10 protein-coding genes are annotated in these 13,260 nt (G+C 60.0%); 7 read left to right on the top strand and 3 right to left on the bottom strand.

The features are described from left to right. Positions 1–37: 37 nt before the first annotated feature. The 4 genes from clpX to BLR69_RS09905 all read left to right on the top strand — a co-directional run bounded on the left by clpX (position 38) and on the right by BLR69_RS09905 (position 6,420). Positions 38–1,321, top strand: coding sequence for an ATP-dependent Clp protease ATP-binding subunit ClpX (clpX, locus tag BLR69_RS09920; RefSeq protein ID WP_003238279.1), 1,284 nt, complete (start codon positions 38–40; stop codon positions 1,319–1,321). A 175-nt stretch (positions 1,322–1,496) separates the two neighbouring features. After that, positions 1,497–3,893 (top strand): endopeptidase La, encoded by a 2,397-nt coding sequence (gene lon / locus BLR69_RS09915; RefSeq protein ID WP_071493498.1) that lies wholly within the window; start codon positions 1,497–1,499, stop codon positions 3,891–3,893. 148 nt (positions 3,894–4,041) lie between these two features. Next, positions 4,042–4,314 (top strand): HU family DNA-binding protein, encoded by a 273-nt coding sequence (locus BLR69_RS09910; RefSeq protein ID WP_003174819.1) that lies wholly within the window; start codon positions 4,042–4,044, stop codon positions 4,312–4,314. Positions 4,315–4,545: 231 nt separating this feature from the next. Beyond that, positions 4,546–6,420 carry a SurA N-terminal domain-containing protein gene (locus tag BLR69_RS09905; RefSeq protein WP_071493497.1) on the top strand — a complete coding sequence of 625 codons (1,875 nt, stop codon included), beginning with the start codon at positions 4,546–4,548 and terminating at the stop codon, positions 6,418–6,420. A 48-nt stretch (positions 6,421–6,468) separates the two neighbouring features. On the opposite strand, the gene BLR69_RS09900 is transcribed toward BLR69_RS09905, so the two are convergent. Further along, on the bottom strand, positions 6,469–6,906 hold the full coding sequence (locus BLR69_RS09900; RefSeq protein WP_071493496.1) for a helix-turn-helix domain-containing protein: 438 nt from the start codon (positions 6,904–6,906) through the stop codon (positions 6,469–6,471). A 79-nt stretch (positions 6,907–6,985) separates the two neighbouring features. On the opposite strand from BLR69_RS09900, the gene BLR69_RS09895 reads away from it, so the two are divergent. After that, positions 6,986–7,483: a DUF2938 domain-containing protein gene (locus BLR69_RS09895; protein ID WP_071493495.1), complete on the top strand. Its 498-nt coding sequence runs from the start codon at positions 6,986–6,988 to the stop codon at positions 7,481–7,483. A 4-nt stretch (positions 7,484–7,487) separates the two neighbouring features. Here the strand turns inward: BLR69_RS09895 and BLR69_RS09890 are convergent, their stop codons facing one another. After that, positions 7,488–8,660, bottom strand: a complete 1,173-nt coding sequence (locus BLR69_RS09890; RefSeq protein ID WP_071493494.1) for an MFS transporter — start codon at positions 8,658–8,660, stop codon at positions 7,488–7,490. Positions 8,661–8,779: 119 nt separating this feature from the next. On the opposite strand from BLR69_RS09890, the gene BLR69_RS09885 reads away from it, so the two are divergent. Then, a complete protein-coding gene (locus tag BLR69_RS09885) occupies positions 8,780–9,679 on the top strand; it encodes a LysR substrate-binding domain-containing protein (RefSeq protein ID WP_071493493.1) in 900 nt (299 codons plus the stop codon). A gap of 89 nt (positions 9,680–9,768) precedes the next feature. Continuing rightward, positions 9,769–10,542, top strand: coding sequence for a DUF2242 domain-containing protein (locus tag BLR69_RS09880; protein ID WP_071493492.1), 774 nt, complete (start codon positions 9,769–9,771; stop codon positions 10,540–10,542). A 1-nt stretch (position 10,543) separates the two neighbouring features. Here BLR69_RS09880 and aceE read toward each other — a convergent pair whose 3' ends face one another. Then, positions 10,544–13,204 carry a pyruvate dehydrogenase (acetyl-transferring), homodimeric type gene (gene aceE / locus BLR69_RS09875; protein ID WP_071493491.1) on the bottom strand — a complete coding sequence of 887 codons (2,661 nt, stop codon included), beginning with the start codon at positions 13,202–13,204 and terminating at the stop codon, positions 10,544–10,546. Between the last annotated feature and the right edge of the window lie 56 nt (positions 13,205–13,260).

Genomic DNA, 13,260 nt, shown 5'->3' with positions numbered 1-13,260 from the left:
TCTTGTGTTGCAAGCCTATCGGATTTGGATCGAACGAATGACTGACACCCGCAACGGCGAGGACAACGGCAAGCTGCTCTATTGCTCCTTCTGTGGCAAAAGCCAGCATGAAGTACGCAAATTGATTGCCGGCCCCTCGGTGTTTATCTGCGACGAATGCGTCGACCTGTGCAATGACATCATCCGTGAGGAGGTGCAGGAAGCCCAGGCCGAGAGCAGCGCGCATAAATTGCCTTCGCCTAAAGAAATCAGCGGCATCCTTGACCAGTATGTGATCGGTCAAGAGCGTGCAAAGAAGGTTCTGGCCGTAGCGGTGTACAACCACTACAAACGCTTGAACCAGCGTGACAAGAAAGGCGACGAAGTTGAACTCGGCAAGAGCAACATCTTGCTGATCGGTCCTACAGGCTCGGGTAAAACCCTGCTTGCAGAAACCCTCGCTCGCCTGCTGAACGTTCCGTTCACCATCGCCGACGCCACCACCCTCACCGAGGCTGGCTACGTGGGTGAGGATGTCGAGAACATCATTCAGAAACTGCTGCAGAAGTGCGACTACGACGTAGAGAAGGCCCAGATGGGTATTGTCTACATCGACGAAATCGACAAGATCTCGCGCAAGTCGGACAACCCGTCGATCACCCGGGACGTTTCCGGTGAAGGCGTGCAGCAGGCGTTGTTGAAACTGATCGAAGGCACGGTCGCTTCCGTACCGCCACAAGGCGGCCGCAAGCACCCGCAGCAGGAATTCCTTCAGGTTGATACACGCAACATTCTGTTCATCTGTGGCGGTGCGTTCTCCGGCCTGGAAAAAGTGATCCAGCAGCGTTCCACCCGTGGTGGCATTGGTTTCAGTGCCGAAGTGCGCAGCAAGGAAGAAGGCAAGAAAGTAGGCGAGTCCCTGCGTGAAGTCGAGCCTGACGATCTGGTCAAGTTCGGTCTGATCCCGGAATTCGTTGGCCGTCTGCCGGTCCTGGCCACGTTGGACGAGCTGGATGAGGCTGCTCTGATTCAGATCCTCACCGAGCCGAAGAACGCGCTGACCAAGCAATACGCCAAGTTGTTCGAGATGGAAGGTGTAGACCTCGAGTTCCGTACCGACGCGCTCAAATCAGTGGCTAAGCGGGCACTGGAGCGCAAGACCGGTGCACGTGGCCTGCGTTCGATTCTTGAAGGTGTGCTGCTTGATACCATGTACGAGATCCCCTCGCAGTCCGAGGTGAGTAAAGTGGTGATCGACGAAAGCGTTATAGAAGGCAAGTCCAAGCCACTGTATATCTATGAAAACAGTGAGCCGACTGCCAAGGCTGCGCCTGACGCGTAAGCGTGTCGCAGTGTCGGTATAAACAAAGGGGCCTCCAGAGGCCCCTTTGTTTTTACGGCGTTTTTTACGCCGGAGCGTTTAGTGCGTTTAACTGCTGGCAATAAGCTTGTTTTTTTTGCATGCAGCCCCCATCTTGGTTTCAAGCTTACTTTTCAACTGTCATAGAGGCGAAATCATGAAGACAACCATCGAATTGCCTCTCCTGCCGTTGCGTGATGTCGTCGTCTATCCGCACATGGTTATCCCGCTGTTCGTGGGGCGCGAGAAGTCTATCGAAGCCCTCGAGGCCGCGATGACGGGCGACAAGCAAATCCTGCTGTTGGCCCAGAGAAATCCTGCCGACGATGATCCGGGCGAAGATGCCCTGTATCGCGTCGGTACCATTGCTACCGTACTGCAACTGCTCAAACTGCCGGATGGCACCGTCAAGGTGCTGGTGGAAGGTGAGCAACGTGGTGCGGTGGAGCGCTTCATGGAGGTGGACGGCCACCTGCGTGCCGAAGTGGCGCTGATCGACGAAGTCGAGGCCCCTGAGCGCGAGTCCGAAGTGTTTGTACGCAGCCTACTCTCGCAATTCGAGCAGTATGTGCAGTTGGGCAAGAAGGTTCCGGCTGAAGTCCTGTCATCCCTCAACAGCATTGATGAGCCGAGCCGCCTGGTCGACACCATGGCCGCGCACATGGCGCTGAAGATCGAGCAGAAGCAGGACATCCTCGAAATCATCGACCTGCCGGCCCGTGTCGAGCATGTACTGGCCTTGCTGGATGCCGAGATCGACCTGTTGCAGGTCGAGAAGCGCATTCGTGGTCGCGTGAAGAAACAAATGGAGCGCAGTCAGCGCGAGTACTACTTGAATGAGCAGATGAAGGCCATTCAGAAAGAGCTCGGCGACAGCGAGGAAGGTCACAACGAAATCGAAGAGCTGAAAAAGCGCATCGATGCCGCCGGCCTGCCGAAAGACGCCCTGACCAAAGCGACCGCCGAGCTGAACAAGCTCAAGCAGATGTCGCCGATGTCGGCCGAAGCCACCGTGGTGCGGTCCTACATCGACTGGCTGGTGCAGGTGCCGTGGAAGGCCCAGACCAAGGTACGCCTGGACCTGGCTCGCGCCGAAGACATTCTCGACGCCGATCACTATGGCCTGGAAGAGGTCAAGGAGCGCATTCTCGAATACCTCGCCGTGCAAAAACGCGTGAAGAAAATTCGCGGCCCGGTGTTGTGCCTGGTCGGTCCACCGGGTGTGGGTAAAACCTCCCTCGCCGAGTCGATTGCCAACGCCACCAACCGTAAGTTCGTGCGCATGGCCCTTGGTGGTGTGCGTGATGAAGCGGAAATCCGTGGTCATCGCCGCACCTACATCGGTTCGATGCCAGGAAGATTGATTCAAAAGATGACAAAGGTGGGGGTGCGCAACCCGCTGTTCCTGCTCGATGAAATCGACAAAATGGGCAGCGACATGCGTGGCGATCCGGCATCGGCCTTGCTGGAAGTGCTCGACCCCGAGCAGAACCACAACTTCAACGACCATTACCTGGAAGTCGACTACGACCTGTCCGACGTAATGTTCCTGTGCACCTCCAACTCCATGAATATCCCCCCAGCGTTGCTGGACCGGATGGAGGTGATTCGTCTGCCGGGTTACACCGAAGACGAGAAGATCAACATTGCCGTCAAGTACCTCGCGCCCAAGCAGACGTCGGCCAATGGCCTGAAGAAAGGCGAGATCGAGTTCGAGGTCGAGGCGATCCGCGACATCGTGCGTTATTACACCCGCGAGGCCGGTGTACGGGGCCTGGAGCGCCAGATTGCGAAGATCTGCCGCAAGGCGGTCAAGGAACATGCACTGGAAAAACGCTTCGCGGTGAAGGTCACGGCCGATTCGCTGGAGCACTTCCTGGGCGTGCGCAAATTCCGCTACGGCCTGGCCGAGCAGCAGGATCAGGTCGGCCAGGTGACTGGCCTGGCATGGACCCAGGTGGGCGGCGAGTTGCTGACCATCGAAGCCGCGGTGATCCCGGGCAAAGGCCAATTGATCAAGACCGGTTCCCTCGGTGACGTGATGGTCGAGTCGATCACTGCCGCGCAGACCGTGGTGCGCAGCCGCGCCAGAAGCCTGGGGATCCCCCTGGACTTCCACGAGAAGCACGACACGCACATCCACATGCCGGAAGGGGCGACCCCCAAAGACGGCCCTAGCGCCGGCGTAGGCATGTGCACGGCCCTGGTGTCGGCATTGACCGGCATTCCAGTACGTGCCGATGTGGCCATGACAGGGGAAATCACCCTGCGTGGTCAGGTATTGGCTATCGGTGGTCTGAAAGAGAAATTGCTTGCTGCACACCGGGGTGGTATCAAGACCGTGATCATTCCTGAAGAGAATGTTCGCGACTTGAAGGAAATTCCGGACAATATCAAGCAGGATCTTCAGATTAAACCGGTTAAATGGATTGACGAGGTCCTGCAAATTGCGCTGCAATACGCGCCGGAGCCCTTGCCGGATGTGGCTCCGGAGATAGTTGCAAAGGACGAAAAACGCGAGTCTGATTCCAAGGAAAGAATTAGCACGCATTAATGTGTTAAAGCCTGGGGGCTTCCTTGACAGCTTTTTAGAGCCCTTGTTATAAAGCGGCTCTTAAGTGTCTGTAGGCCATTCAGCACTGGTTTTTGCTTTCACCAAAAAACTTAGAATCATACTCAACAGATATATAAGGGGACTTAGAGTGAACAAGTCGGAACTGATTGATGCTATCGCTGCATCCGCTGATATCCCGAAAGCTGCTGCTGGCCGTGCGCTGGATGCAGTAATCGAATCCGTCACTGGCGCTCTGAAGGCCGGCGACTCCGTAGTACTGGTAGGCTTCGGTACGTTCTCTGTGACTGACCGTCCAGCTCGCACTGGCCGTAACCCACAGACTGGCAAAGCACTGCAAATCGCTGCTGCCAAGAAACCAGGTTTCAAAGCCGGTAAAGCCCTGAAAGAAGCCGTTAACTAAGCTTCGACCAAGCCTTTACCTACCCGGGTCGGACGCAGGTTCGACCTGGCAGCGGAGCGGCAAGCAGACCCATGTATGCATCGGGTCGCCAAGCCGGGGGGAGAACGAAAACCCCCGTCCGCTCCGCCAGTTGCGAGAAGGCGCATCCTTGGATGCGCCTTTCTTATATCCGTACTCTACCCACGCTCCACGGTTGCCTATTCTTGAAGTTCAACCGTTTCTGGGGGACGCATGCTGCAAAATATCAGGGACAATTCACAAGGCTGGATTGCCAAGACCATTATCGGGATCATCGTCGCGTTGATGGCGTTCACCGGTATCGAGGCCATTTTCCAGGCTTCGGGTAACAACAAGCAGGACGTGGCCAAGGTCAACGGTGAAGAAATCACCCAGACCGAACTGAGCCAGGCCGTCGACATGCAGCGCCGCCAGCTGATGCAACAGCTGGGCAAGGATTTCGATGCTTCGCTGCTGGACGAAAAACTGCTGCGCGAAGCGGCCCTCAAAGGGCTGATCGATCGCAAGCTGCTGCTGCAAGGCGCTGCCGACGCCAAGTTTGGCTTCTCTGAAGCTGCGCTGGACCAGGTGATTCTGCAAACGCCGGAATTCCAGGTCGACGGCAAGTTCAGCCCTGAACGCTTTGACCAGGTGATCCGTCAGCTGGGCTACACCCGTATGCAGTTCCGTCAGATGCTGACCCAGGAAATGCTGATCGGCCAGATTCGCGCAGGTATCGCTGGCAGCGGCTTCGTGACCGACGCCGAAGTCCTGGCATTCGCCCGCCTGGAAAAGCAGACCCGCGATTTCGCCACCGTCAACATCAAGGCCAACCCCGCTGCGGTGAAGCTCACCGACGACGAGGTCAAGGCTTACTACGACCAGCACGCCAAAGAGTTCATGACCCCTGATCAAGTGGTCATCGACTATCTGGAACTGAAGAAGTCTTCCTTCTTCGACCAGGTCACCGTGAAGGATGATGAGCTGCAGGCCGCCTATCAGAAAGAAATCGCCAACCTCGCTGAACAGCGTCGTGCCGCGCACATTCTGATTGAAGTCAACGACAAGACCACCGACGCGCAAGCCAAGGCCAAGATCGAAGAAATCCAGGCACGCCTTGCCAAGGGCGAGAAGTTCGAAGCCCTGGCCAAGGAGTTCTCCCAGGATCCAGGTTCGGCCAGCAATGGCGGTGACCTGGGCTTTGCCGGCCCTGGCGTCTACGATCCGGACTTCGAAACCGCCTTGTACGCGTTGAACAAGGACCAGGTATCGGCGCCGGTGCGCAGCAGCTTCGGTTGGCACCTGATCAAGCTGTTGGGCGTTGAGGCACCGCAAGTGCCGACCTTTGCCAGCCTGAAAGACAAGCTGACCAAAGAGCTCAAGACCCAGCAGGTTGAGCAGCGTTATGTCGAAGCGACCAAGCAATTGGAAGATGCGGCATTCGAAGCCTCCGACCTGGCCCAGCCGGCGTCTGACCTGAAACTGACCGTACACACCTCCGCGCCGTTTGGCCGTGAAGGTGGCGAAGGTGTTGCGGCCAATCGTGCCGTGGTCACCGCTGCGTTCAGCCCGGAAGTGCTGGATGAGGGTGCCAACAGCAGCGCCATCGAGCTGGACCCGGAAACCATCATCGTGCTGCGTGCCAAAGAGCACCTGAAGCCTTCGCAATTGCCGCTGGAAAGCGTTGCAGCGGCAATTCGCACGCAGATGGCCAAGGAGCGCGCCAGCGCGGCTGCCAAGACTCACGCTGACGAGCTGATCGCCATCTTGCGTGATGGCAAGACCCCGCTGAACCAGCCGGTTGACGGCCAGGCCTGGAAGGTCACTGAAGCGGCTACCCGTAGCCAGGAAGCGATCGATCCTGCCGTGCTGCAAGCCCTGTTCCGCATGCCCAAGCCAGCGGCCAAGGACAAGCCGACCTTCACCACCGTGACCCTGGCGGACGGTAGCCTGGTCATCGTGCGCCTGAACGGCGTCAACGAAGCCGCTGCGCCAACGGACGAAGAAAAGGCGCAATACCGCCGCTTCCTTGCCTCCCGTGTCGGCCAGCAGGACTTCGCGGCCTACCGCAAGCAGTTGGAAACCAAGGCTGACATCAAGAAGTTCTGATGTCGGTTTGAATAAAAAGCCCCCGGCCTGAAAAGACCGGGGGCTTTTTCATGGGCGCTGGAGTGGGATGCCCGGTGACGCACGCTTTGTCCTGCCGCTTTTCAAGGAGCCGGCCGCGACCTTGAGCAAACGCTGGAAATTCGGGCATTGCCCGTGGTCAGGTGCCGGGCAGTCCGCGGCATGCCGCAAGCCCTGGCTCATCGCTTTCAGGCGCTTGATGGTCGCGTCGATGCTGTCGGCCTTGTCCAGCAACAGTTGCCTGTCCACCTGCAACGCACCCTCGAAGGGCAGCATGCTGCGGATCTCGTCCAGCGACAAACCGCCGGCCTGCCCGAGGGCGATCAGCGCCAACTGATCAAGCACATCGGGCTTGAAGTGGCGCCGTTTGCCTGGGGCACTGGTCGCGGTGATCAACCCGGCCTTCTCGTAAAATCGCACAGTGGAGGAGGGCAGTCCCGTACGCCGGGCCACTTCCGAGATATCCATGACGCCTCGCTTGACTTGAAGTTGACTTCAACTTCTATCCTGCCTGTGAACGAAGGTCTCATCAATCAGAGGGTAGGTCATGTTGTCGATGGAAGCAGGGGTAAGGCTAGTATTGATCGGGGTCGGGGCGACTGCCGTGATGGATGTGTGGTCAATGATCCTCAAAGGCTTGGGCATTGCAACGCTCGACTACTCGATGGTGGGCCGTTGGGCAGGCCACCTGCGTCACGGCACGTTTGCCCATGCCAGTATCGGCAAGGCCTCGCCGGTTCGCGGCGAATCGGCGCTGGGTTGGGCGATTCACTATGCCGTGGGTATCGCCTTTGCGGCGCTGTTGGTGAGTATCTACGGGGTGCAATGGCTGCATGATCCCCAATGGTTGCCTGCGTTGATGGTGGGCACGCTGACGGTGGTGATCCCTTTCTTTGTGATGCAGCCCGCGATGGGCGCGGGTGTGGCGGCTTCTCGCACACCAACACCTTGGAGAAATCGCCTGCGCAGTGGGCTGTCCCATGGCGTATTTGGTGCCGGTCTGTATCTTTCGGCCGTGGTGCTCAGCCAGGTACGGTCTTATTGATTCTTCAGCTGCGGGCGCCTCTCGACGCCCCGGCCAATGCCCACAGCATCAGCAACACCACCGCCCACGGAAACGCCGCGACGCCCCAGCCCTGGAGCAACACGCCGCCCGCCAAGCCGCCGCCCGCAATGCCCAGGTTCCACACAGTCACCAGCATCGATTGCGCGGCGTCCGCTGACTCACCTGCCGATTTGGCCAGTGCGGTTTGCAGCAATGCAGGCAGCCCGCCGAACGCCAGGCCCCACAGGGCGACCGCGAGGTAGATAACCGTCGGCCGGTTCATCCAGAACGCCAGCGCCAAGGCGATCAGGCCAAACAGCGCACAGCTGACCAGTAGCAGCGTGTACAGCCACCGATCAATCAATACACCCGCCAGCCAAATGCTCAGCAACGCGGCAAGGCCGAACACCAGCAGGACCTGGTCAATATCGGCGGCAATCCCCGCCGGCACCAGCAGCGGCGCAATGTAGGTGTAGAGAATGTTGTGGGCCAGCACGTAGGTAAAAGTCACCCACAGCACCGGACGAATACCCGGCAAGCTGAACACTTGAAGCAGCCCCAAGCGTTTCCCCGCCGGTTCACCGGCGAAATCCGGCAGTTGCAGGCGTGCCCAGATCAGTAGCACCAGCGTCAGCCCGGTCATGATTGCAAAACTCAGGCGCCAGCCAACCGCAGCCCCCAGAAATGTACCCGCGGGCACACCCAGCGACAGGGCCAGCGGTGCGCCCAGCATCGCGACTGCGATGGCCCGGCCTTGCAGGTGGGGCGCGACCATTCGGCTGGCATAGCCTGCCAACAGCGCCCACAGCAGTCCGGCGAATACACCGGCAAAGAAGCGCGCCACCAGGGTCAGCCCATAGTGGCTGGAGAGCGTGGTCACGCTGTTGACCAGGGCAAAGCCGCCAATTGCGACCAGCAGCAAGGGACGGCGTCGCCAGCCTCGCGTCAACAGGGTCAGCGGGATGGCCGCCAGCAGCGACCCCAGGGCGTACAGCGTAACCAATTGGCCGACCAGTGCGGGTGACACGCCGAGGCCATCGCCCATCTGCGGCAGGAGCCCGGCGGGCATGGCTTCGGTCAGGATGGTGATAAAGCCGGCGCTGGCCAGGGCCAGCAATCCCCCCAGTGGCAGTGTTTCTTTTCGAGCAGTCACGGCGGAATCGGTGAGGGAGGTCATCGCGCTCTATCCATGCAAATGGGCAAGCCGACAGAGTAGGGGGCTGTGGTCTACGGAAAAACAGGCTAAGGTTCCGAACTTATCGGACGTTGGAGTCCGCAATTTCCAGGGACTCGCTCATGGATAGTCTGGGTAGCCTCTCTGTATTCGTACAGGTGGCAGAAACGCGTAGCTTCACCATAGCCGGGCGTGTGCTGGGCGTGTCGTCGTCGGCCGTCGGCAAGAGCATTGCGCGGCTGGAAGAACGTCTGGGCGTACGGCTGTTTCACCGCAGCACCCGCAGCATCACGTTGACCAGTGAAGGCGTGCTGTTCCTGGAGCGTTCGCGGCGGATCCTGGCCGAGGTCGAGGCGGCCGAGCGGGAGCTGACGGACGCCAGCGCCATGCCCCGTGGCACGTTGCGCATCAGCGTGCCGCAGGTGCGCGGCTTGCTGATGCCGGTGCTCAGCGACTTCCTGCGTGCCTACCCGGAGATCGAGCTGGATGTGGATTTTTCCGACCGCATGGTGGACGTGATCGAGGAAGGTTTCGATGCGGTGATTCGTACCGGCAAGCCAGAAGATTCGCGCTTGATGGCACGCCATCTGGGGCATTACCAGTTGGTGCTGGTGGGCACGCCAGCCTATTTTCGCCAGCACGGCACTCCACGACAGCCGCAGGACTTGAACGGGCATGCCTGCCTGCGCCACAAGTTCTGCGCCACCGGTAAGCTCGAACCCTGGCCGCTACGCCTGGTGCCCGGCGCCTCGGAGCCGGTCCTGCGCACCCCGTTGGTCAGCACCACCATCGAGTCCCTCAAGCATGTAGTGCTAGAAGGAATGGGGATCGCTTGCCTGCCGGACTACATGGTCAATCAGGCCGTCCAGGAGGGGCGGCTGCAAAGGGTGCTGGATGACTGCCTGGAACACCGGGGCAGTTTCTGGATCTTATGGCCATCAAGTCGCCATGCTTCGGTCAAATTGCGCGTGTTTATTGATCATATGTGTGCAGGGCTTTTTCCTACGGCCGGTACGCGGTAGGGCTGTGACGTTTTACCGACAGGAATGCGCGCGCCAAGGCCTCGTTCTGTTGCACAATACCGCCCGGACCGTTTTCCTCAGGATTTTCAATGTCGACATCATTTCACTTGCGTAGCCTCGGGCTGGCGCTGGTGCTGGCGGGCGCCGCGGGCTGCTCGTCACCCAAGACCGCCATTTATGAACATGAGAATTTCGACGACTCCGGTACGTTTTCCCGCGATTACCCAGTCACCGATGTGGCCGCGTGCGAAGCGGCGCGACGTGCCTTGCTGAGCCAGGGCTACATCATCACCAGCAGCGATCCGAAACTGGTGGTGGGCAACAAGAGCTTCCAGCAGACCGGCGAGACCCACCTGCAGATCAGCTTCAACGTGGTGTGTGCCGATGATGGTAAGGGCACCAATCATTCGACCATGTTCGCCAACGCCTTGCAGGACCGTTATGCGCTGAAGAAGGTCAACAACTCCGCGAGCCTGGGTGTGGGCGTGCTGGGGTCGGTGTCGATGCCGATCGGCTCTACCGATGACTCGATGGTGAAGGTAGCGAGCGAGACCGTTTCGGCGCCGAAATTCTACGAGCGCTACTTTGCGCTGGTGGATGTGTTCCTGCCTCAGGAAGTGAAGAAGGCCGCGCATATCCCCGAGCAGCCAAAAGCCGAGCTGGGTGTTCCGGAACCTAAAACCGCACCGGCGGCAGAGAAAACCGAGCCGCCGAAGGAAGAGCCAGCCGTGTCCCAACCCGTGGCGCCGCCTGCCGAGGCTGCGCCGCTCGCGCCGCAGGCGGAACCCGCGCCGGCCACCAGCAACCCGGACCTGCCGGCGCCGACAGAAGCGATTCCGCCCCTGCCGACGCCTGCGCAGTAATTCAGACCGCTACGGGGTCGGCCTTGTCGACGTTGATCCCGTAGCGGCTGATGGCTTCGCTGACTTTTTCACGACCGATCACGCCGTCATCCGCCAACGCCTTCAAGGCTGCCAGCGCGATGAAATACCGGTCCACTTCGAAGAACGCGCGCAGGGTTTCACGGGTATCTGATTGTCCGAAGCCGTCGGTGCCCAGGGCCACAAAGCGCCGGCCATGGACAAAGGGGCGGATCTGATCGGCGAACAGCTTCATGTAGTCCGTCGCCACCACCACCGGGCCCGCCTGCCCGGCCAGGCGTTGCTCCACATAACTCACCCTTGGCTCGCTCTGCGGGTGCAGCAGGTTCCAGCGTTCGGTTGCATGCCCGTCACGGCGCAATTCGGTGAGGCTGGTGGCGCTCCACACAGTGCTGTGCACGCCGAAGTCGTGCTCAAGCAACTCGCCCGCCGCAATCACCTCGCGCAGGATTGAGCCACTGCCCATCAGTTGCACCCGGGCCTGCTCGCTGGTCTTGAGCGGGTACATGCCCTTGAGAATCCCGTCTTCCACCCCTTCGGGCATCGCCGGGTGCGGGTAATTTTCGTTGAGCAGGGTGATGTAGTAGTAGATGTCCTCCTGTTCCACGTACATCCGCCGCATGCCTTCGCGAATGATCACCGCCAGCTCGTAGGCAAAGGTCGGGTCGTAGGACACGCAGCACGGAATCACCGACGACAGGATATGGCTGTGCCCATCATCATGTTGCAAACCTTCGCCCATCAGCGTGGTGCGGCCGGCGGTGGCCCCCAGCAGGAAGCCGCGTGCCCGGGCATCGCCGGCAGCCCACGCCAGGTCACCGACCCGCTGGAAACCGAACATCGAATAGAAGATATAGAACGGCACCGTCATCAAGCCGTGGTTGCTGTAGGACGTACTGGCCGCGATCCACGAGGAAATGGCGCCGGATTCATTCAGGCCTTCCTGCAGGATCTGTCCGTCCTTGCTCTCTTTGTAGTAGCTCAGTTGCCCTGCGTCCTGCGGGGTGTACAGCTGGCCTACGGCGGAGTGGATGCCAATCTGACGGAACAGGCTTTCCATGCCAAAGGTGCGCGACTCATCCGGCACGATAGGCACGATCAGTTTGCCCAGGTGCGGGTCCTTGAGCAGGGTGCCGAGGATGCGCACAAAGGCCATGGTGGTGGAGATCGCCCGTTCGCCGGTGTCCTTGAGCTGGGTAGCAAAGGCGGCCAGTTCGGGAATCTGCAAGGGTTCGACCGCGCTGTGGCGTGATGGCACATAGCCGCCCAGGGCCTGGCGGCGCGCGGCGAAGTAGCGGGCTTCTTCGCTGTCGGCGGCGGGCTTGAGGTAGGGAATGTCGGCGAGTTGCTCGTCCGCGACTTCCAGGCCAAAACGATCGCGGAAGGCCCTTACCGCATCTGCGCCCATCTTCTTCAATTGATGGTTGATGTTCTGCCCTTCGCCGGCTTCACCCATGCCGAAGCCCTTGACGGTTTTCGCCAGGATCACCGTAGGCTGGCCGCTATGGCGCACAGCGGCGGCATAGGCGTTGTAGACCTTGTCCGGGTCATGCCCGCCCCGTGAGAGTTTCCAGATTTCGTCGTCGGACATATCCGCAACCAATGCCAGTAACTCCGGGTATTTGCCGAAGAAATGTTCACGCACATAAGCGCCGTTCTGCGACTTGTAGTTCTGATAGTCGCCGTCCACGCATTCCATCATGCGTTGGCGCAGCAGGCCGCTGTGGTCTTTGTCCAGCAGGGCATCCCAACCGCCGCCCCAGATCACTTTGATCACGTTCCAGCCGGCGGCGCGGTATAGGCTTTCGAACTCCTGGATCACCTTGGCATTGCCGCGTACCGGGCCGTCTAGGCGTTGCAGGTTGCAGTTGACCACGAAGATCAGGTTGTCGAGCTTCTCGCGCCCGGCCAGGGAGATGGCGGCCAGGGATTCCGGCTGATCCATTTCGCCATCACCGAGGAAAGCCCAGACCTTGCGGCCCTGGTGTTGCTTGAGGCCACGCAATTCCAGGTAACGCATGAAGCGCGCCTGGTAAGCGGCCGTGATCGGGCCGAGGCCCATGGACACGGTGGGGAATTGCCAGAAGTCCGGCATCAGCCGTGGGTGCGGGTAGGACGAAATACCGTCGCCATTGGCCTCACGGCGGAAGTTGTCGAGTTGCGCTTCGCTGATGCGGCCTTCCAGGTAGGCGCGGCCATAAATGCCCGGGGAGGAGTGGCCCTGGATGTACACCAGGTCGCCGTCAAAGCGCTCGGTACGGCCACGGAAGAAGTGGTCGAAGCCTACGTCGTACAGCACGGCGGCTGACGCATAGGTCGCGATATGCCCACCGACCCCTGAGTGCTTGCCTGCACGCAGCACCATTGCCATGGCGTTCCAGCGGATAAACGCATTGGTACGGCGTTCGATGGCCAGGTTGCCGGGGTAGGGCAACTGACGGTCCGCCGGGATGGTATTGACGTACGGCGTGGTCACCCGCCCGTAGAAGTCGCCATGCCGCGCCACGTCGAAATCCAGCAACTGATCGATCAGGTAGTGCGCGCGGGGCCGGCCTTCGGTGGACAGCACCGATTCGATGGACTCCAGCCACTCGCGGGTTTCCTGTGGGTCGTCGTCGCGTCTGACTGCGTTGTTCGGGGTCATGTGAGGCTCCAGGGTAGGCAGGTTTGAAGTGGCGGGCTCCTTGTGGGAGTGCCGGC

It is taken from the genome of Pseudomonas azotoformans (assembly GCF_900103345.1).
In the GTDB taxonomy this organism is placed as follows: Bacteria; Pseudomonadota; Gammaproteobacteria; order Pseudomonadales; family Pseudomonadaceae; genus Aquipseudomonas; species Aquipseudomonas azotoformans.
Note: the sequence above shows the minus strand (reverse complement) of the source record. Positions and strands in the feature narration are given on the sequence as shown.